Raw genomic sequence first — 20,133 nt, forward strand, 5'->3', positions numbered from 1 at the left:
GAATGATCATGGATTCATTTTATGAGCCCGAGATCGGCCTTGTCATGGATTTCATCCGCGTGAGCTTCCAAACCCAACTCCTGGATCTTGCGAGTCAGCGTGTTGCGACCCCAGCCCAGCAGGTGAGCGGCTTCCACTTTGCGGCCGCCGGTGTGGGCCAGGCCGCTGCGGATGCAACTGATCTCGAAGCGGCGGGTCAGTTCGTCGATGATGCCGACCTCGCCGGCGCGCAGACGGCGGCTGACTTCCTCCGCCAGCAACTGCGGCCAGTCCAGTTGCCCGGTTTCGGCGCCGCCGGGATGGCGGGCGCCGGCGGCGGGATCGCGCAGCTCCTGGGGCAGGTCGGCCGCTTCCACGGTTTGGCCGGGCGCCATCACGCTAATCCACTGACACAGATTCTCCAGCTCACGCACATTGCCGGAGAACAGGCTGTGTTTGACCACCTCCATGGCGGCGTCGCTGAGTCGCTTGGGCTCCACGCCCAACTGGGTGGCGCTCTTGGCCAGGAAGTGGCGGGCCAGCAGCGGGATGTCTTCGCGCCGCTCGCGCAGCGGCGGCAGCCGCAGGCGGATCACGTTCAGGCGGTGGTAGAGGTCTTCGCGGAACTGGCCGTCGCGCACCCGCTGTTCCAGGTTTTGGTGGGTAGCGGCGATGACGCGGACGTTGGCCTTGATCGGGGTGTGGCCGCCGACGCGGTAGAAGTGGCCGTCGGACAGCACGCGCAGCAAACGGGTTTGCAGCTCGGTGGGCATGTCGCCGATCTCGTCCAGGAACAGCGTGCCGCCCTCGGCCTCCTCGAAGCGGCCGCGGCGGGTGGCTTGCGCGCCGGTGAACGCGCCTTTCTCATGGCCGAACAGTTCCGACTCCAGCAAGTCCTTGGGGATGGCGGCGGTATTGAGCGCGATGAAGGGTTTGCCGGCGCGCACAGAGTGGCGGTGCAGGGCCTCGGCCACGCGCTCCTTGCCGGTGCCGGATTCGCCGGTGATCAGCACGGTGACGTTGGACTGCGATAGCCGGCCGATGGCGCGGAACACGTCCTGCATCGCCGGAGCCTGGCCCAGCAGCACCGGCATCGCTTCCTGATGATCGCTGACCGCGATGTCCGGGCGGCTTTCCGCCAGCGCGCGTTCGATCAGCAGCACCGCCTGATCGACGTCGAAGGGCTTGGGCAGGTATTCAAAGGCGCCGCCCTGGAAGGCCGCCACCGCGGAATCCAGGTCGGAATGCGCGGTCATGATGATGACGGGCAGCGCGGGGTGTTCTGATTTGACTTTGGAGAGGAATTTCAGCCCGTCGGTGCCCGGCATGCGGATATCCGAAATAATGACTTGCGGAGCGCGGTCGTACAGCGCGTTGAGCGCGTCGTCGGCGCTGGCGAAACTGTCGAAGCCGATGCCGGCGCGTCCCAGCGCTTTTTCCAGCACCCAGCGTATTGCCTTGTCGTCGTCAATAATCCATACCGCTTGGTTCATCACGAAATCCTCATGCTGTGGCCGCCAGCGCCCGCCGGCCGCCGCAAGGTGTTGTTGTCGATGCGTCTCAGAACCTGTTCAAGTCTCGCGAGCACGAGCGGGACAAGGTGAGAACAGCTGGTAAAGCTGAATATACAGGCGGTTCATCAGCCTTTCGAAGGTGTGCTCGCCGTGCGATGTCTCACGCAACGCTGCGGACTTTGAGCCGCTTCTCAGTCGGTGGCGAAGGGCAACATGACCGTAAAACAGGTTTGCCCCGGCCGTGAGTCAAATTCGATATTGCCGCCGTGCTGGTGGACGAAGGCCTGCGCCAGAGTCAGGCCCAGGCCGGTGCCTTCGGCGCGGCCGGTGACCAGCGGGTAAAAAATATGGTCCTTGATCTCGTCGGGAATGCCGGGGCCGTCATCGATGATCTGCAATTTCAATGCCAGGGTGTGGCGCTTGCGCGCCAGCGTCACCTGACGCGCCACTCGGGTGCGCAGAATCAATTCGCCGCGGCCCTTCATCGCCTGAATCGCGTTTTTGACGATGTTGAGCGCCACCTGGATCAGTTGTTCCTTGTCCGCCACCAACTGCGGCAGGCTGGTGTCGTAGTCGCGGCGAATTTGCAGGCCTTGCGGGTATTCCGCCAGCGCGATGCTGCGCACGCGCTCCAGCACTTCGTGGATATTGATCTCGCCGCGAACATGGCTGCGGTGCGGCGCCAGAAGGCGGTCGACCAACGATTGCAGCCGCAGCGCCTCCTCCTTGATCACCGCGGTGTATTCTTTCAGCTCCGGGCGGTCCAGCAGTTCGTGCTCCAGCAACTGCGCCGCGCCGCGAATGCCTCCCAGCGGGTTTTTGATCTCATGGGCCAGGTTGCGGATCAGTTCGCGGTTGGCCTGGTGTTGCAGCAGCAGGCGCTCTTCGTTGGCGATCTTCAACTGCTGATCCAGCGGCCGCAGCTCGATCAACGCCAGCCCGCCGTCCGCGTCCACCGGTGCGACCGACAGCGCGATGTGCAGCGGCTGCTCGCTGTGCTGCGGGACCAGTTCCAAGTCGTGTTCGATGAAGCTGGCGTTGTGGCGCAGCGCGGTGGACAGCGCCTGACGCAGCGCCGGGCAGGGCTGGAACAGATCGAACAGGCTGTGGCGCAGCAATTCGCGGCTGCCGAGCGCCAGCAGGTTTTCGCAAGCGGGATTGACGAAATGCAGCGCGCCGTCGGGATCGACGATCAGCACGGGGGTGTCCAGCAGTTCTAGTCCGGCAAAGCTGGTCGGCGGCATGGTGCGGTGTGTCCTGTAGGCTGGGGCGAAGGGCTTGCGCAGGCTGAGCAAAATTCGGGCCATGCCCGCGTGCCCGGGAATGGCCCATTCATCGTCAGTATGCACCAATGTGGTGCGTCAAACTAGTTCTGCCCCAACTCGCGGCGCAAGGCTTCCACGTTTTTCTGGCGGTCGGTGACTTCGTCTTGCAGCTTCTGCACCCGGTTCAGATATTTTTGGTAATTGCGGGTTTCGTCGCCGTTGCGCGTGGCTTTGCCGTCGGCCAGCGCTTTTTCCGCTTCGGTCAACGCCTTCTGCTCATTGGCCAGCTCCTGTTCCAGGATCTTGCGGCGGCCGTTGTCCCGCTGTTTCTGGGTGCCGGGATCGACGCTGGGGTAGTTGCCGGCGGGCTTGGCGTCGCCGTTTCCGCCGCTGCTGTTGCCGGGGGCATTGTTTTTCTTGTGTTGGCTAGGATAGGAAGAGAGCGGATTGAGCCGGATTGCCTGCGCGCCGCGAATCGGCACATTGGTGAAAGTGACGTTGCCGTCTTTGTCCACGTACTTGTAAACAGTGGCTTGAGCAGAGGCGCTCAGCAACAGCATCAGACAAAGCGATAGAGTTTTCATGGGCGGCGTGTCGAGTTCCGGGTTTAAGCACTGCAATGATATGCAAATCCGCCGGACAAGTCATATATGAAAACGGCAGCCCAGGGGCTGCCGTTTTTCGTCGCGCCGTTTTACAGCGAGTAATACATCGCGAATTCCACCGGATGGGTGGTCATGCGGGTCAGGTTGACTTCCTGCATTTTGAGCTCGATGTAGGCGTCGATCCAGTCATTGGAGAACACGCCGCCGCGGGTCAGGAATTCGCGGTCTTTGTCCAGAGCGGCCAGGGCCTCGTCCAGGCTGGCGCACACGGTCGGGATCAGCTTATCTTCTTCCGGCGGCAGATCGTACAGGTTCTTGTCCGCGGCGTCGCCCGGGTGGATCTTGTTCTGGATGCCGTCCAGGCCGGCCATCAGCAGCGCGGAGAAGCACAGGTAGGGGTTGGCCAACGGGTCCGGGAAGCGCGCCTCGATACGACGGCCCTTGGGGCTGGCCACGTGCGGGATGCGGATAGAGGCGGAGCGGTTCTTGGCGGAATAGGCCAGCTTCACCGGCGCTTCGTAGTGCGGCACCAGGCGTTTGTAGGAGTTGGTGCCCGGGTTGGTGATCGCGTTCAACGCCTTGGCGTGCTTGATGATGCCGCCGATGTAGTAAAGCGCGGTTTCGGACAGGCCGGCGTAGCCGTCGCCTGCGAACAGGTTCTTGCCGTCCTTCCAGATGGACTGGTGAACATGCATGCCGGAGCCGTTGTCGCCGACGATGGGCTTGGGCATGAAGGTGGCGGTTTTGCCGTAGCTGTGAGCCACGTTGTGCACCACGTACTTCAGGATCTGGGTCCAGTCCGCGCGCTGGGTGAGCGTGCTGAACTTGGTGCCGATCTCGTTCTGGCCGGCAGTGGCCACTTCGTGGTGGTGCACTTCCACCGGGATGCCCAGCTCTTCCAGCAGCAGCACCATGGCGGAACGGATGTCTTGGGAGGAGTCCACCGGCGGCACCGGGAAGTAACCGCCTTTAATGCCGGGGCGGTGGCCCATATTGCCGCCCTCGAACTCCTCGGCGGAGGCCCAGGCGGCTTCTTCCGCCTTGATCTTGACGAAGCAGCCGGACATGTCGGTGCCCCAGGTCACGCTGTCGAAGATGAAGAATTCCGGTTCCGGGCCGAAGTAGGCGGTGTCGCCCAGTCCGGAGGCTTTCAGATAGGCTTCGGCGCGCTTGGCGATGGAGCGCGGGTCGCGGTCGTAGCCCTTGCCGTCGGCCGGGTCGATCACATCGCAGTGCATGAAGACGGTGGGTTCGTCGTAGAACGGGTCGATGCGGGCGGTGGCCGGGTCGGCCATCAGCAGCATGTCGGATGCCTGGATGCCTTTCCAGCCTGCGATCGAGGAGCCGTCGAAAGCGTGGCCGTGTTCGAACCATGCGTCCGGATCGTCCAGCAGGACATGGGCCGGAATCGACACGTGTTGTTCTTTGCCGCGGGTGTCGGTAAAGCGCAGGTCGATGAACTTGACATCATTTTCGGTAATCAGCTTGACTACGTCTGCAACCGCCATGGTTTTCTCCTGAAAGGCTACATGCATCATGTGCGAATGAGTGGATGGCTAGCGCTTAAGCATTAAGCGTGCCAGCTTTGAAATCGCTGAGATTCCATTGTGTCATAGCCCAAAACCGGGCGCTAGCGAAGTTGAATGAACCAGGGTGGTGCCTGGGCCTGGCTGATGCACCAAAACAGGGCGTTGACGGCGTTGCGGCCGTCTTCGTCGATATGGATAATCCGTATATAAGGTAACAAGGGCGGCTCACAAAACCCCGCTGAGAGTCGGTTCAATGGCTGCTGCGCTGAACAGGTTCTAAGATGTTAAGGCCAGTCGGCGCAGCATCAGGGGGAGCGGCTAAACAAGGCGGCCCGGCCGCGAGGAGAGCATGCATGGATCAGATGACGCAGCTATTGCAGCAGGCTCAGCGCCGAGGGGAAGAACAGGGCTTGCCCTATCGCGGTGCCTTGACGCCGCAGGAGGCGCATCAGTTGAAACAAGCCATGCCGGAAGCGGTGCTGCTGGATGTGCGCAGTGCGGCGGAATGGCAGTTCGTCGGCGTGGTGCCCTATGCCCAGCGGCTGGAATGGCGCAGTTTTCCCGGCATGCAGCCCAATCCGCGTTTCCTCGAGCAATTGCAGAGCATGTTGCCCAAGGAGGGCGTGCTGATGCTGATGTGCCGATCCGGCGTGCGCTCCGACGAGGTGGCGCGCATGGCAGCCGCCGCCGGCTTCACCGAGGCCTACAACGTGTTGGAGGGTTTTGAAGGCGACAAGGACGCCGCAGGCCACCGCAACACCGTGGGGGGCTGGAAAGCGCGCGGGCTGCCCTGGCAACAAGGCTGAACCGGGGGCTGCGCGGCGATGTCGTGGTTGATGTTTGGCGTATTCCACGGCAAAGTGTCATAGCGCCGCCGCTACGTCGGCGCGGACGCGGCGAGAGCCGCCAACAAAGCCAAGCGCGACGCGGCGCGAGGGTTTTGTTAGCCACTCTCTAATCCGATACCAAAAACATACCCAATCTTGGAAAACTGACTCATGACCGACCGTTACGCCGTTATCGGCAACCCTGTTTCGCACAGCCAGTCACCGTTCATCCATAACGAATTCGCGGCGGCCACCGGCCAGGATATCGCTTACGACAAATTGTTCGCGGAACTGGGGCGTTTCAACGACGTGGTGGCCGAGTTCGTCGCCGCCGGCGGCAAGGGCCTCAACATTACGCTGCCGTTCAAGGGGGACGCTTACCGTTTCGCCAACGAGCTGACCGAGCGCGCCCGCGCGGCGGAAGCGGTCAACACCTTGTGCTTCCGCGACGGCAAGATCTACGGCGACAATACCGACGGCGTGGGCCTTGTGCGCGACATCGTCGATAATCTGGACTACCCGATCGCCGGCGCCAAGGTGCTGATTCTAGGCGCTGGCGGCGCGGTGCGCGGCGTGCTGGAACCCATTCTGGAGCAAAAGCCCGCCTCTTTGACCATCGCCAACCGCACCCTGATCAAGGCGGAGGCGCTGGCGCACCACTTTGCGCCCTGGGGCAAGGTGGAGGCGATCGGCTACGAGCAATTGAAGGGCCGCAGCTTCGACATCGTGATCAACGCTACCTCGACCAGTCTCAGCAATGAATTGCCCCCCATTCCCTACGGTTTGTTTACTGCGCGCACCCTGGCTTACGACATGGTGTACAGCAAGGGCCTGACGCCCTTCCTGCAGCGCGCTCAGGCAGAGAACGCCGGCATGCTGGCCGACGGCCTGGGCATGCTGGTGGAGCAGGCGGCGGAATCCTTCTCCATCTGGCGCGGCGTGGAGCCGGCCACTCGCAAAGTGACCAATATGCTGCGGGAAGTGCTGGCCTGACGCCTGCCCGGGTCTAGCCGGGCCGGACCTATTTTGAGCTGTGCCGGCATTCCCCTCCCGCGGTTTGAATCCCAATCCCCCTTGCTCTGCGAGGGGGCTCGCTTTGCGAGTCAGATGATGCGTCTCTTCCTGAAAGTGTTGGCGGCCCTGATGGCCGCCTTTCTGCTGTATAACCTGTGGATCTTTGGCCACATTGTTTATTGGCGCGGCCACAATCCATCGGCCAGTTCCTTCATGAACGAACAGCTGGCCAAGCTGCAGCAGGACGATCCCGAGGCGGAACTGCGCCACAAGTGGGTGAGTTACGAGCAGATATCCCCCAATCTCAAGCGCGCGCTGATCGCATCCGAGGACGCCAAGTTCGTCGATCACGAGGGATTCGACTGGGATGGCATTGAGGCCGCGTTCGAAAAAAACATGAAGAAGGGCAAGATCGTCGCTGGCGGCTCCACCATCAGTCAGCAACTGGCCAAGAATCTATTCCTGTCCAGCAGCAAGACCCCGTGGCGGAAGGTGGAGGAGGCCTTGATTACGGTGATGCTGGAAACCGTGCTGGACAAGCGGCGCATCTTCGAGATCTATCTGAACGTGATCGAATGGGGCAACGGCGTGTTTGGCGCGGAGGCGGCGTCGCGCTACTACTACCATTCCAGCGCGGCCCGGCTGTCCTCGGCTCAGGCGGCCAAGCTGGCGGCGATGGTGCCCAACCCGCGCTACTATGACACCCACCGCGGCGCGCCGGGCCTGGCGCGCAAAACCCGTATCATCCAGCGGCGGATGGGCTATGTGGAACTGCCTTGAGCGTCTGTGGGGCGGATTGGAGCGGCGCAGGGCGCATGTTACAATTGCGACTTTCTTTGAGTGCGCCGTGCGCGAGGCATGGCGGCTACGCAATGGACTTACCCAGTTATCCCGTAATCCAATCCCGATTTACCGTTAGAGAATAATGCCCGCCTCAGACCGCCCGCGCCGCGCGCGCCATCTGGGCGGAAGGAGACGTGCATGACGGTTGCCTTCAAGCAACAATCCGCCGATCGTCTGCAAGAAAGCCTGGCCCTGGTGCAGCGCCTGATCGAGCGCCAGCGGCAGTTGGAAGATCTTGTATCCCGCCAGGAGGCGTCCGAGCCGCCGACGGACCCGCTGGCCCCGCATTACAATCTGGAGGCGCTGCGCCTCAAGTTGGAGCAGCTGCACCCGGCCGATGTCGCCCATATTCTGGAAGCCTTGCCGCTGGAAGACCGCTTGCTGGTTTGGGACCAGGTGGAAGGCGCGCGCGACGGCGCCATCCTGTTGGAAGTATCCGACGCGGTCAGGGAATCGCTGATCGAAGTGATGGAGTACGGCGAGCTCGTGAACGCCGCCGAACAGCTGGACGCGGACGAGCTGGCCGAGCTGGCGCCGGATATGCCGCGCCAAGTGGTGTACGAAGTGATGGGCGGGCTGGGCGAGGAGGAACGCGCCCAACTGCAATCGGCGCTGTCCTACGACGAGGACAAGGTCGGCGCGCTGATGGACTTTGACCTAGTCAAGATCCGCGCCGACGTCAGTTGCGAAGTCGTGCTGCGTTATCTGCGCCGTTTCGACGAACTCCCGGCGCATACCGACAAAATTTTCGTGATCGACGATTTGGGCCTGCTCAAGGGCGTGCTCTCCATCCGTAAACTGCTGGTGTCCGACCCCGACGCGCTGGTGGCCGAAGTGATGGCCACCGAACTGGTCAGCTTCAGTCCGGACGAAGACGCCGCCGACGCTGCGCTGGCCTTCGAGCGCTACGACTTGATTACCGCGCCGGTGGTGGACGAGGCCGGCAAGTTGATTGGCCGGCTGACCGTGGACGAGATGGTGGACGTGATCCGCGAAGAGTCCGACAGTGAAGTGCTGAACCTGGCCGGTTTGAAAGAGGAAGAAGACCTGTTCGCGCCGGTGATCGACTCGGTGAAGAACCGCTGGGCCTGGCTGGCGATCAATCTATGCACCGCCTTCGTCGCCTCGCGCGTGATCGGCGTGTTCGAGCACTCCATTTCCCAATTGGTGGCCTTGGCCGCCTTGATGCCCATCGTTGCCGGCATCGGCGGCAACTCCGGCAACCAGACCATCACCATGATCGTGCGCGCGCTGGCCATGGGGCAGATGCAGCTGAGCCAGGCTTGGCGCTTGTGGCGCAAGGAGCTTGGCGTCAGCATGATCAACGGCGTGTTGTGGGGCGGGGTGATAGGCAGCGTGGCCTGGTTGTTGTACGGCAGTTTCTCGCTGGGCCTGGTCATGCTGGGCGCGATGTTGCTCAACCTGATGCTGGCCGCCACCATGGGGGTGCTGATTCCCTGCCTGATGCAACGTTCCGGGCGTGACCCGGCGCTGGGTTCCAGCGTGCTGATCACCGCCTGCACCGATTCCGGCGGGTTTTTCATCTTCCTGGGTTTGGCCACCCTGTTCCTGTTGTGACGACCATGTTGACGATAGCCGAGGCCTTGCGCCTATACCCCTTGCCCCGTCTGGAAGCGCGCATGCTGTTGCAGCAGGCGGCGCCGGAGCTGACCCACGCCCGCATCGCCGCTTATCCGGAGCAGGCGCTGAGCGCGGAACAAGACGCGTGTTTCCGCGCGTTGGCGGCCCGGCGAGCAGCGGGAGAGCCGGTGGCCTATCTGATTGGCCGGCGCGAGTTTTACGGCCGCGATTTCGCCGTGGGGCCGCAGGTGCTGATTCCCCGGCCGGAAACCGAGCATCTGATCGAGGCTGCGTTGGAACGGACCGGCCGAGGCGCCGCCCGCGTGGTGGACCTGGGCACCGGCAGTGGGGCCATCGCCGCGACTTTGGCGCTGGAAGCGCCGGCTTGGCGGGTGAGCGCTGTCGACCTGTCGCCCGAGGCGCTGGCCGTCGCCCGCGGCAACGCCGAGCGTCTGGGCGCGCGCGTCGATTTTTATCAGGGCAGTTGGTATCAAGCGCTGCCGGCGGACGCGGTCTTTGATCTCATTGTCTCCAATCCGCCTTACATCCGGCGCGACGATGAGCATTTGGGGCTGGGGGACGTGCGTTTCGAGCCGCGGATGGCGTTGACCGACGAAGCCGACGGTCTGGCCTGTCTGCGCGCCATCGCCGCAGGCGCGCCGAGGCGGCTGGCTCCGGGCGGTTGCTTGATCGTCGAGCATGGCTACGATCAAGGCGAGGCAGTGCGTCGGCTTTTCTCCGACGCGGGTTTGCTGCAAGTGGAAACCATTGTCGATCTGGCGGGTCTGGATCGAATCACCCTTGCAACGATGAAAGCTGACTGATGTGGTTTAAGTTGTCCTGTTTGCGCCGGCTGTGGCCGGCGTTGTTGTTGTCGCCTTTGATTCTGTCCTTGCTGTTGTCGCCGGACTTGAACCGGGAGGTTTTTCTTGCCGTGCATCAGGGGGCGCGCATCGTGCCCGCCGTCTGCTGGCGGCTGCTCAATGTGTTGGGCGATTGGCCTACGGTGCTGGCCCTGCTGCTGGCCCTGAGCTGGCGACGGCCGGACAAGCTGCCGGCTTTATTGTTCGGCTGCGGCGCCGGCGTGTTTCTGGCCATTGTGCTCAAAGCCGGCTTCGCCGTGCCGCGGCCGCCGTTGGTGCTGCCTCCTGGCGCGGTGCAATTGCTGGACGACTTGCCCGGCAACGGTTCTTTTCCCTCCGGCCATGCAATGGCCTCCGCCACGCTGGCGAGCTTTCTTTACTATTCAGGCATGGTGCGACAGGGCTTGTGGCTGAGCGTCGGCGTGATCTTGGTGATGTGCGCTCGGCTGGCTACCGGCGTGCATTGGCCGCTGGATGTGACGGTGGGCGCCTTGCTGGGGTGGGCCGCTATGTTCGGCGCCTGCCGCTGGGCCTGGCCTCAAGGGTGGCCTGCGGGTTTGAGCGCGCGGCTGCAATCGTTGATGCTGCCTGCTCTGGCGCTGCAGTTGTTGTGGTTGTTGTACAAGCCCGGCAGCCATGAGGAGTACGGCTTGAGGCTGGCGGTGTGCTCGCTGGTGCTTGCCGCTGGCTGCCGGCGCTGGTGGCTCGCTCGTTAGTGCCTGCTTACGATCTGCTGCGCGTCGGCGATACAGCGTTGAAAACGGCTTCGAAATGCTCATGTACCACGCGTACATTCCGCTTTCTCAGCCGTTTTGGCCTTGTCTCGCCCTGGCTCGCGAGACTTTGAGCAGGCCCTTTAGAGATGGCGCGGCGGATTCCGCGCGCAGGCATGACAAAGGCGGCCCATCGGGCCGCCTTTGTCGAAATCAGGCCGGCGAACCGGCAAAAGCATTACAATGCCGGCTTGGCTGGCTGCCTGATCAATGGTGGTGGCCGTGCTCGCCGTGGGCGTGGCCGTGGCTGACTTCATCGGCGCTGGCTGCGCGGATTTCCACAACCTTGGCGGCGAAGCGGATGCTTTGGCCGGCCAGCGGGTGGTTGGCGTCGACAACGGCCTTGCCGTCGGCGATGTCGGTGACGCGGAACAGCAGCACGTCGCCGGTTTCCGGATCGTCAGCTTCGAACATCATGCCGACTTCGACGTCAGCCGGGAACACGTCCAGATCTTCCAGGCGGATCAGTTCTTCTTCCGGGTCGCCGAAAGCGTCGTCCGGCGTCATCTTGACGTCGATGGAGTCGCCAACGGCCTTGCCTTCCAAAGCTTCTTCCACCAGCGGGAAGATGCCGTCGTAGCCGCCATGCAGATAGCTGATCGGCTCTTCGGTTTTGTCGAGGAGGTTGTTGTCAGCGTCGAACATCTCGTAGTGGAGGGTAACGACGGTGTTTTTGGAGATTTGCATGAGTGCGGATCCGTGAAGGAAGGTCAATAAAGCAGATGGCGGCGCAAGCCGGCCATCGAAAACGATTTTCAGATGCGCCGCCATTGCGCGCATCCCTTATTGTAAACCATTGCCGGGCGTTTCAGCCCGTGAAACTGCCATGAACACAACAACTTTGCTGGGCGGGATGTCGCCCCAACAATTCCTTGCCGAGTACTGGCACAAGAAGCCTTTGCTGATCCGCGGCGCCCTGACCGAAGTGGGGCCGCTGGCGGATTTTTCGGTGCTGTCGCAGCTGGCGACCCGCGAAGACGCTGAATCGCGCTTGATTGAATGTCGCGACGGATGCTGGAGCCTGGAGCGTGGTCCGTTCCGTCCGGCGCGCTTCCGCCGCCTGCCGGAGACGGACTGGACCTTGTTGGTGCAGGGCGTCAACCAGCACCTGCCGCACATCGACGAGCTGCTGTGGCGTTTCAATTTCATTCCTTACGCGCGGCTGGACGATTTGATGATCAGCTACGCGCCGCCGGGCGGCACCGTGGGCCCGCATTTCGACGCCTACGATGTGTTCCTGCTGCAAGTGGGCGGGCGCAAGCGCTGGCAGATATCCACCCAGCACGACGACGACTTCATCGAAGACGCGCCGATCCGGGTGCTGAAGGATTTCCGTTGCGAGCAGGAGTTCGTGCTGGAGCACGGCGACATGCTCTATCTGCCGCCAAAGTGCGCGCATCACGGCGTGGCGTTGGATCCCGGCATGACTTATTCGATCGGTTTTCGCGCCCCGCCGGCGCAGGAACTGGCGACACAATTCCTGGTGCATTTGCAAGACCGCCTCTGCGTGGAAGGCGTGTACGCCGACCCCGACCTCACGTTGCAGCAAGATCCGGCGCGAATAGGCGATGAGATGGTGGAGCAGGTTAGCCGGCTGCTGGAGCAGATTCGCTGGGACAAGGCCGCGGTGGGCGACTTTCTGGGTCACTATCTGACCGAACCCAAGGCGCATGTCTTTTACGAGGCGCCGGAAGAGGAGTTGGACGAAGACGAATTCGAGATCGAAGCGGCCGAGCATGGATTGGAGCTGGATCGCAAGAGTCAGATTCTGTTCTGTGGCGACAGTTTCTATTGCAATGGCGAGAAACTGGAGGTGGAAGAGGGGGATTTCGAGGCCTGGCGCGCCTTCGCCAATGCCAGACGCATTGCAGGCGCGGTGCTTGGGCCCGGCATGCAGGAATGTTTGTATGAGGGATATCTGGCAGGCTATTGGCATTTGGCGACGAATGTAGCAAAATAACCACAGAAATTGTTCGGATGCGCAAGTGATATCGACAAATTCTGGCCTCAACGACAGGGGTAAACGCCCGTTTTTGTGGCTATGCTGCTTTGCGGAAGAGGATTATGGGCAAAGGTGTTTTTTTGGAATTTTGCCCCCTATACAGCCTTTTTTTTCGTGATACAATTTGCGCACTGATGGATTTTCAGTCGCCCGGCTTATTTCGAAGACCGTGCGATAACTGACGTCTTGTTCAACTTATCCTCAAAGGTAATGAAAAAATGAAACAGTCGCTCCTCGTTGCTGCCCTGCTGGCTGTAGCCCTGTCCGCTTGCGGTAAGAAAGCTGAAGCTCCGGCTGAAGCTTCCGCTCCTGCTGTTGAAGCATCCGCTCCGGCTGCCGCTCCGGCATCCGCTCCGGCTGCTGAAGCTTCCGCTCCGGCTGCTGCTTCCGCTCCGGCTGCTGAGGCTTCCGCTGCCAAGTAATTCTTGGCCTGCGACAAAAAAACCGGCTATGGCCGGTTTTTTTGTATCTGTAGCAAATGGAACAAGGGGTGTTGCAACATGAAAACAACACAATTGTCTGTTCGCTACAAAGTGTTACATTTTTGCCTGATTGTCTATGGCCGGATTAACTGATCGGCAGTTTGATAATCAAGGTGCAAAGAAAAGCCCGCGATAGCGGGCTTTTCTTTTTTAAGGCACGCGCTGATTTCGCGTCTTATTGCAGCTCGGTTTGCAATTTCGACAGCGCGGCCTTGCTGAACGCGTCGGACAGAGGCTTGCCCTGCTTGTCCTGAATGGACACCGTGCTGGAGCCGGGCGCGGTTTCCTTGATTTGCACGCGGTATTCCTGCTCGGTGGGCTTGGCGGACTTGCCGTCGTTGCTCTTCCAGAAGGCGAGGCTGGACCAGAAGCCGCCGGATTCGTTCTTGTCGGTTTCGCTCTTGGCCGGTTTGACGAAGTAAACGCCTTGGGAGCGGTCTCGGTCGCTGACCACTAGGCCGACGCGATCCAGCGCCAAGCCGACGCGGCGCCAGGCGCGGTCGAACTCGTCGCTGAGCACCAACTGGCCGTCGACGATGGGCGTTTGCGGCTTGGCCGGCGCGCTCAGCGTCTGCTTGACCTGTTCGCGAGCTTTGTCCTCGGCCATGCCCAGATTCATCATGAAGCGGCCCAGCAACTCGGCTTCCAGGCCTGGGTCGGTGGCGCGGGGCTGCCAGATGGTGTTGGTCTTGGTTGTGTCGGCATAGACTTCTTCCATGCCGCGGTGGGAGAAGTAGACTTCGGTGCCGTTGGCGGTCTTTTCCAGACGAATGCGGAATTTGTCGCGCTCGCCGGTGGAGTAGACGCTGCCGAGACCGACGGTTTCCAGCAGTTTGCGCAGGCCGTCGTTGGGCAGCTTGGCGCGGTTTTCCGCCCAGTCCGTTTCCATGACGCCTACGGCCGGGTCTTCGCTCTTGATGACGAAGCCGTTGTCTTGCCAGAAGGCCTTCAATGCCGGCCACAGCTGTTCCGGGCTCTTGCCGGATACCACCAGCCAGCGTTGGGTGCCGGCGCGCTCCATCTTGACGTTGTCCAGCTGGTTCAGCGCAACCGAGCTGCCGGCCGCCGGCTGTTGGGCCGGAGAGTCGACTTTGGCGCCTTGGGCTGCGGCGCTGGCTGCGCCGGGGATGGTGTACTTGTTCTGGATTTGCGGCGCGGTCAGGTCGGGCGGCACTTCCAGAGTGTTGACGGTTTTAGGCTTGTCGGACTGGTAGTCCAGCTTCTTGGTCAGCGGCTGTTGCGAGCTGCAACCGGCGATAATGCCGGTTGCCAGCAGAATCGCGGCGGGCGCGGTTCGTTTCATGCGGTCTCCCATCGTTTCGGCAGAGGAAGGATTAAAGGATGTCGGCTTGTTTCATCGCCGCTTCCACGGAGGCTTGCGCGTCGATGGACAGCGGCGTCAGCGGCAGGCGTATGCCGGAGGGAATCCGGTTCATCCGCGCCAGCGCCCACTTGGCCGGAATCGGGTTGGGTTCGATAAACAGCTGCTTGTGCAGGCCTTGCAGCTTGTCGTTGATTTCGCGAGCCAGCTTGGCGTTGCCGCCGGTGGCGGCTTTGCAAAGCTCGCTCATCAATTTGGGCGCGATATTGGCGGTGACCGAGATCACGCCATGGCCGCCGCACAGCATGAAAGCCATGCCGGTGGCGTCGTCCCCGGAGTAGAGGGTGAAGCCGTCCGGAACGCGCATGACCAGATCACAGGCGCGGCCGATGTCGCCGGTGGCGTCTTTCAGGCCGACGATGTTGGGGTGGGCGGCCAGGCGCAGCGCGGTGTCGTTGCTCATGTCGGCAACGGTGCGGCCGGGCACGTTATAAAGGATGACCGGCAGCTTGCTGGCATCGGCGATCGCTTTGAAATGCTGGTAAAGACCTTCCTGAGTGGGCTTGTTGTAATAAGGCACGACCGACAACACGTAATCGGCGCCAACCTCCTGAGACAAGTGGCTCAGTTCGATCGCTTCGGCCGTGGAGTTGCCGCCGGCGCCGGCGACGACTTTGACGCGGCCGGCGGCGTATTCGACAACCGCCTTGACCACGGCGATGTGCTCGGTCACGTTCAATGTGGCGGATTCGCCAGTGGTGCCAACCGCGACAATGCCGTCGGTGCCATTCTCAATATGGAAATCGACGAGTCGTCGCAGTGCCTCGTAGTCGACCGAGCCGTCTGCGGACATCGGGGTGACCAGGGCGACCAAGCTGCCGGTAAGCATAGTTCAGCCTATCTCAGGGAATAGAAAACAAGGCTTACGATTGTAGCGGAATTCGAGAAGCTGGCAAAAGGTAGGCGGCGTTTCCTTGACGGACGGTTCGGGAAAACGCCCGCACTGTGCTAGAATCCCACGTTTTTCCGATACTTACGGCTATTTGGCTGAAGGATCCATAAGCGTGATTACCACAAGCAATATTACCATGCAGTTTGGCGTCAAACCTTTGTTCGAAAAGGTTTCCGTCAAATTTGGCGAAGGCAACCGTTACGGCCTGATCGGCGCCAACGGTTCCGGCAAATCCACTTTTATGAAGATTCTGGGTGGCGACCTGGAGCAGACCAGCGGCGAGGTGGCCATTGAGAACGGCCTGCGCCTGGGTAAGCTGCGCCAGGATCAGTTCGCCTATGAAGATCAGCGCGTCATCGACGTGGTGATGATGGGACATTCCGAAATGTGGGCGGCGATGAGCGAACGCGACGCCATCTATGCCAACCCGGAAGCCAGCGAAGACGATTACATGCACGCGGCCGAACTGGAAGCCAAGTTCGCCGAATACGACGGCTACACCGCCGAGGCGCGCGCCGGCGAACTGCTGATGGGCGTGGGTATTCCGGTGGAACAGCACGCCGGCCCGATGAGCGAAGTGGCGCCGGGCTGGAAATTGCGTGTTTTGCTGGCTCAGGCTCTGTTCTCCAATCCGGACATCCTGTTGCTGGACGAACCCACCAACAACCTGGACATCAACACCATCCGCTGGTTGGAAAACGTGCTCAACGAGCGCAACTCCACCATGATCATCATTTCGCACGACCGTCACTTCCTGAATTCGGTGTGCACCCATATGGCGGATTTGGATTACAACACCATTCGCATCTACCCGGGCAATTACGACGACTACATGATCGCGTCGGCCCAGGCGCGCGAACGCCAGTTGTCGTCCAACAGTAAGGCCAAGGAGCGTATCCAGGAACTACAAGAGTTCGTGGCCCGCTTCTCTGCCAACAAGTCCAAGGCGCGCCAGGCGACCAGCCGACTGAAGCAGGTGGACAAGCTGAAGTCCGAAATGGTGGAAGTGAAGCCGTCCAGCCGTCAAAACCCGTTCATTCGTTTTGAAATGGACGACAAGTTCAAACTGCACCGTCAGGCGGTGGAGGTGGATCACCTCAATAAGGCTTACGATACCAAAGTCCTGTTCAAGGATTTGAGCCTGATCCTGGAGGCAGGGGCCCGCTTGGCCATTATCGGTCCTAACGGCGCGGGTAAGACCTCGCTGGTCAAATTGCTGGCAGGCGCCTTTGACGCGCAGTTCGCCGAAGGCCTGAGCGCTGACCACGGCTCGATCAAATGGGCGGAGAAAGCCCAGGTGGGCTATTTCGCCCAGGACCACGAGGCCGATTTCGACAGCGACATGACGCTGACGGAATGGATGCGCGAATGGGGCCAGGAAGGCGACGACGAGCAGGTGATCCGCGGCACGCTGGGCCGTCTGTTGTTTGGCGGCGACGAGGTGGGCAAGCCGGTTCGCGTGCTGTCCGGCGGCGAGAAGGGCCGCATGCTGTACGGCAAGCTGATCCTGCAAAAGCCGAATGTGATGATTATGGATGAGCCGACCAACCATATGGACATGGAGTCGATCGAATCCCTGAACATGGCGCTGGAGAAGTACAAGGGCACCTTGATCTTTGTCTCCCACGACCGTCAGTTCGTCAGCTCGCTGGCGACGCATGTGTTGGAGCTGGACGGCAAGGGCGGGTACGACTACTACACCGGCAACTACGAAGACTACTTGGCCAGCAAAGGCCTGGAGTAAGGTGCTGCTTATGGTCGGTTACACTCGGTAACTGACCTGTAGAGCAGTTGCTTTACCGGCGGGAGTGAGTGCGCTATATTGCAGTGCGTCTTGTGCACTGCAATGGCTGCGGCGCACAAACTTCCGCTTTTCTTTTTGCTTTAAAAAATAACCAATAAAAACAGGTGTTTGGCCATAGGTGGTCGATGGTGGAGTTGTGAGTCCGGCCTCTGGGCGGATTGCCTGTCATCTACAAAGTCAGTAAGGAAAATCCATGCGCTTGAAAGGTAAAGTCTCCATCATCACCGGCGCCGCCAGCGGCATCGGCAAGGCGACAGCCGAGAAATTCGTTAAAGAAGGCGCGGTCGTCGCCGTTTGCGACCTCAATCTGGACGCTGTTAACGCGGTGGTAGAGGAGTTGCAGCAGGCTGGCGGCGAAGCCATCGGCTACAAGGTGGATGTGACGAATAAGGGTCAGATCGCGGACATGGTTGCCGATCTGAAAAACCGCCGCGGTCGCATCGACGTTCTGGTCAACAACGCCGGCATCGTCATGGACGCTCAACTGATGAAGATGACCGAAGACCAGTTCGACAAGGTGATCGACATCAATCTGAAAGGCGTTTACAACTGTGCCCGCGCGGTGATCGACACCATGGTGGAGCAGGGCGGCGGCGTGATTCTGAACGCGTCCTCGGTGGTGGGCGTCTACGGCAACTTCGGCCAGACCAACTACGCTGCGTCCAAGTTCGGCGTTATTGGCTTCGTCAAAACCTGGGCCAAGGAATTGGGCAAAAAAGGCATTCGCGCCAACGCGGTGTGCCCGGGCTTCGTTGCCACCCCCATCCTGCAATCGATGCCGGAGAAGGTGATTCAGGCGATGGAGGACAAAGTGCCGATGCGGCGCATGGCCGATCCGACCGAGATCGCCAACGTCTACGCCTTCCTGGCGTCCGACGAAGCCAGCTACATCAACGGCGCGGCCATCGAAGTGACTGGCGGCCTGACGCTCTGATTCTTCGCGCCCGCACGTGAAAACGCCCCGATGTCGGGGCGTTTTGCTTTGTCGGGCCACGGAGGCTTCAATCCTCGCTGTCCGGGTCCCGGGCCAGCAGAGCTGCTTCGACTTCGCGTCGGTGCAAATGCGGCGCGAACAGCTCGATAAAGGTGTAGGCGAAGCCGCGCAGATAGGCGTCCTTGCGGATGCCGATCTTGGTCGTGGACGGTTCGAACAGATGGCCGGCGTCCAGTAATTGCAGATTGACGTCGCGCTCCGGCTCGTAAGCCATGCTGGCGATGATGCCTATGCCCAGTCCCAGGCCGACATAGGTCTTGATCACGTCGGTGTCGATCGCGGTCAGCACCACGTTGGGCGCCAGGCCCTGGTCGGCGAAAGCTTTGTTGATCTTGGAGCGGCCGGCGAAGGCGAAGTCGTAGGTGACGATGGGGTAGCGGGCGATGTCCGCCAGCGTCAGCGGGCGATCCAACTCCGTCAGCTCGTGTCCTTCCTGCACCACGATGGAACGGTTCCATTCATAGCAGGGCAGCATCGCCAATTCTTTGTACAAAGCGATGCCTTCGGTGGCGATGGCGAGGTCGGCTTCGCCGGACACCACCATTTCGCAGATCTGGGTGGGGCTCCCCTGCTTGATCGACAGCCTCACTTTGGGGTAACGTCGAACGAATTCGGCGATGGCCGGCGGCAGCGCGTAGCGTGCTTGGGTGTGCGTGGTGGCGATGGTCAGCGCGCCTTCCGCCTCTTTGGAGAATTCGTCGCCCACCCGTTTCAGATTCTGCGCTTCGCGCAGAATGCGCTCCGAGATGCGCAGCACTTCTTTGCCCGGCTCGGACACTGAAACCACCCGCTTGCCGTTGCGGATGAAGACCTGGATGCCCAGTTCATCCTCTAGCAGCCGGATCTGCTTGGAAATGCCCGGCTGCGAGGTGTGCAGTTTTTCCGCGGCTTCCGAGACGTTCAGCCCTTGCTTGGCCACCTCCACCAAGTAACGCAGTTGTTGCAGCTTCATGCGACGCCATCCTCTATAAAACCTGTAGTAATTAAATACTAACACAATATTCTTTTCGGTTTATAAGCGGCTTGGGTAGGATTGTCATGAAATTTCCTGCCTGGAGTCTCTGATGAGCCTGGAAGCAAAACTGGACGCCACCGTCGCCTGCCTCAGGACGATCGCTGCCGCGCATCCGGACGCCGTGCTGGCCAACAGCTACGGCGCGGAGGACATGGTGCTGACCGATCTGATCGCCCGTCTGGGGCTGGGCATAGCGGCCTTTAGCCTGGACACCGGCCGCCTGCCGGCGGAAACCTACGATCTGATGCAACGGGTGGAAGAGCGCTACCCCAGCCACCCAGTCGCCGTGTATTTCCCTCAGGCCGCCGCGGTGGAGCAATACGTCGGTCTCCATGGCATCAACGGCTTTTACCGCAGCGTGGACGCGCGCAAGTCCTGTTGCCAGGTACGCAAGCTGGAGCCGCTGCGGCGCGCGCTGGCCGGGCGATCCGCCTGGATCACGGGGTTGCGGCGCGAACAGTCGCCGACGCGTCAGGACCTGCAGGTCAGCGAATACGACGCCGACAACGGCCTGCAAAAATACAGCCCGCTGCTGGACTGGAGCGAGCGTGATGTCTGGGACTACCTGCGCGCGCACGAAGTGCCCTACAACGCCCTGCATGACCGCCATTATCCTTCCATCGGCTGCGCGCCCTGTACCCGGGCCATTTCGGTGGGCGAGGACGTCCGAGCTGGACGCTGGTGGTGGGAAAACCCCGATTCCAAGGAGTGCGGCCTGCACGTCAAGGCCAGCCCGTTGAAACGTCCGGCATAGCGCCGTCTGAAAGAGC

The 20,133-nt window shown here is 61.3% G+C and carries 18 protein-coding genes; 10 read left to right on the plus strand and 8 right to left on the minus strand.

Going from position 1 to position 20,133, the window contains the following annotated elements; all coding sequences use genetic code 11:
• Positions 1-14: 14 nt before the first annotated feature.
• The 4 genes from ntrC to glnA form a co-directional block, all read right to left on the minus strand.
• The gene (gene ntrC / locus DXT74_RS09340; RefSeq protein ID WP_043638535.1) at positions 15-1,472 is read right to left on the minus strand and encodes a nitrogen regulation protein NR(I); all 1,458 of its coding nucleotides are present in this window, start codon (positions 1,470-1,472) and stop codon (positions 15-17) included.
• Between the two features lie 212 nt (positions 1,473-1,684).
• Positions 1,685-2,737 (minus strand): nitrogen regulation protein NR(II), encoded by a 1,053-nt coding sequence (gene glnL / locus DXT74_RS09345; protein ID WP_194427819.1) that lies wholly within the window; start codon positions 2,735-2,737, stop codon positions 1,685-1,687.
• A 122-nt stretch (positions 2,738-2,859) separates the two neighbouring features.
• Positions 2,860-3,342, minus strand: coding sequence for a DUF4124 domain-containing protein (locus DXT74_RS09350; RefSeq protein WP_043638528.1), 483 nt, complete (start codon positions 3,340-3,342; stop codon positions 2,860-2,862).
• A gap of 110 nt (positions 3,343-3,452) precedes the next feature.
• The gene (gene glnA, locus DXT74_RS09355) at positions 3,453-4,871 is read right to left on the minus strand and encodes a glutamate--ammonia ligase (RefSeq protein WP_043591002.1); all 1,419 of its coding nucleotides are present in this window, start codon (positions 4,869-4,871) and stop codon (positions 3,453-3,455) included.
• Between the two features lie 374 nt (positions 4,872-5,245).
• On the opposite strand from glnA, the gene DXT74_RS09360 reads away from it, so the two are divergent.
• From DXT74_RS09360 to DXT74_RS09385, 6 genes are all read left to right on the plus strand, one after another.
• Positions 5,246-5,698 carry a rhodanese-like domain-containing protein gene (locus tag DXT74_RS09360; protein ID WP_194427820.1) on the plus strand — a complete coding sequence of 151 codons (453 nt, stop codon included), beginning with the start codon at positions 5,246-5,248 and terminating at the stop codon, positions 5,696-5,698.
• Positions 5,699-5,890: 192 nt separating this feature from the next.
• The gene (gene aroE / locus DXT74_RS09365) at positions 5,891-6,712 is read left to right on the plus strand and encodes a shikimate dehydrogenase (RefSeq protein WP_043638522.1); all 822 of its coding nucleotides are present in this window, start codon (positions 5,891-5,893) and stop codon (positions 6,710-6,712) included.
• A gap of 117 nt (positions 6,713-6,829) precedes the next feature.
• Complete coding sequence (gene mtgA, locus DXT74_RS09370; protein WP_043638617.1) at positions 6,830-7,513, plus strand: monofunctional biosynthetic peptidoglycan transglycosylase; 684 nt, start codon at positions 6,830-6,832, stop codon at positions 7,511-7,513.
• Positions 7,514-7,714: 201 nt separating this feature from the next.
• Positions 7,715-9,154 (plus strand): magnesium transporter, encoded by a 1,440-nt coding sequence (gene mgtE, locus DXT74_RS09375; RefSeq protein ID WP_043638519.1) that lies wholly within the window; start codon positions 7,715-7,717, stop codon positions 9,152-9,154.
• Between the two features lie 8 nt (positions 9,155-9,162).
• The gene (gene prmC / locus DXT74_RS09380) at positions 9,163-9,981 is read left to right on the plus strand and encodes a peptide chain release factor N(5)-glutamine methyltransferase (RefSeq protein WP_370551760.1); all 819 of its coding nucleotides are present in this window, start codon (positions 9,163-9,165) and stop codon (positions 9,979-9,981) included.
• Positions 9,981-10,736 (plus strand): phosphatase PAP2 family protein, encoded by a 756-nt coding sequence (locus tag DXT74_RS09385; RefSeq protein ID WP_194427822.1) that lies wholly within the window; start codon positions 9,981-9,983, stop codon positions 10,734-10,736. Before prmC ends, DXT74_RS09385 begins: the two co-directional genes overlap by 1 nt.
• A gap of 264 nt (positions 10,737-11,000) precedes the next feature.
• On the opposite strand, the gene DXT74_RS09390 is transcribed toward DXT74_RS09385, so the two are convergent.
• Positions 11,001-11,480: a peptidylprolyl isomerase gene (locus DXT74_RS09390; RefSeq protein ID WP_081547288.1), complete on the minus strand. Its 480-nt coding sequence runs from the start codon at positions 11,478-11,480 to the stop codon at positions 11,001-11,003.
• 139 nt (positions 11,481-11,619) lie between these two features.
• Here DXT74_RS09390 and DXT74_RS09395 point away from each other — a divergent pair, with 139 nt between their 5' ends.
• The gene (locus DXT74_RS09395; protein ID WP_194427823.1) at positions 11,620-12,753 is read left to right on the plus strand and encodes a cupin domain-containing protein; all 1,134 of its coding nucleotides are present in this window, start codon (positions 11,620-11,622) and stop codon (positions 12,751-12,753) included.
• A gap of 699 nt (positions 12,754-13,452) precedes the next feature.
• Here the strand turns inward: DXT74_RS09395 and bamC are convergent.
• Positions 13,453-14,580: an outer membrane protein assembly factor BamC gene (bamC, locus tag DXT74_RS09400; RefSeq protein WP_194427824.1), complete on the minus strand. Its 1,128-nt coding sequence runs from the start codon at positions 14,578-14,580 to the stop codon at positions 13,453-13,455.
• Between the two features lie 31 nt (positions 14,581-14,611).
• Positions 14,612-15,487: a 4-hydroxy-tetrahydrodipicolinate synthase gene (gene dapA, locus DXT74_RS09405; RefSeq protein WP_081555602.1), complete on the minus strand. Its 876-nt coding sequence runs from the start codon at positions 15,485-15,487 to the stop codon at positions 14,612-14,614.
• Between the two features lie 175 nt (positions 15,488-15,662).
• Between dapA and DXT74_RS09410 the strand changes: the two genes are divergently transcribed.
• Together DXT74_RS09410 and fabG are read left to right on the plus strand one after the other, a co-directional pair.
• Positions 15,663-17,294: an ABC-F family ATPase gene (locus DXT74_RS09410; protein ID WP_039755612.1), complete on the plus strand. Its 1,632-nt coding sequence runs from the start codon at positions 15,663-15,665 to the stop codon at positions 17,292-17,294.
• 253 nt (positions 17,295-17,547) lie between these two features.
• Positions 17,548-18,288 (plus strand): 3-oxoacyl-ACP reductase FabG, encoded by a 741-nt coding sequence (gene fabG / locus DXT74_RS09415; RefSeq protein ID WP_043638508.1) that lies wholly within the window; start codon positions 17,548-17,550, stop codon positions 18,286-18,288.
• 67 nt (positions 18,289-18,355) lie between these two features.
• Here the strand turns inward: fabG and cysB are convergent, their stop codons facing one another.
• A complete protein-coding gene (gene cysB / locus DXT74_RS09420) occupies positions 18,356-19,300 on the minus strand; it encodes an HTH-type transcriptional regulator CysB (RefSeq protein ID WP_081555603.1) in 945 nt (314 codons plus the stop codon).
• A 112-nt stretch (positions 19,301-19,412) separates the two neighbouring features.
• On the opposite strand from cysB, the gene DXT74_RS09425 reads away from it, so the two are divergent.
• Complete coding sequence (locus DXT74_RS09425) at positions 19,413-20,117, plus strand: phosphoadenylyl-sulfate reductase (protein WP_019102647.1); 705 nt, start codon at positions 19,413-19,415, stop codon at positions 20,115-20,117.
• Positions 20,118-20,133: the final 16 nt, after the last annotated feature.

The sequence above is a fragment of the Chromobacterium sp. Rain0013 genome (assembly GCF_015291765.1).
Classification (GTDB): Bacteria; Pseudomonadota; Gammaproteobacteria; order Burkholderiales; family Chromobacteriaceae; genus Chromobacterium; species Chromobacterium haemolyticum.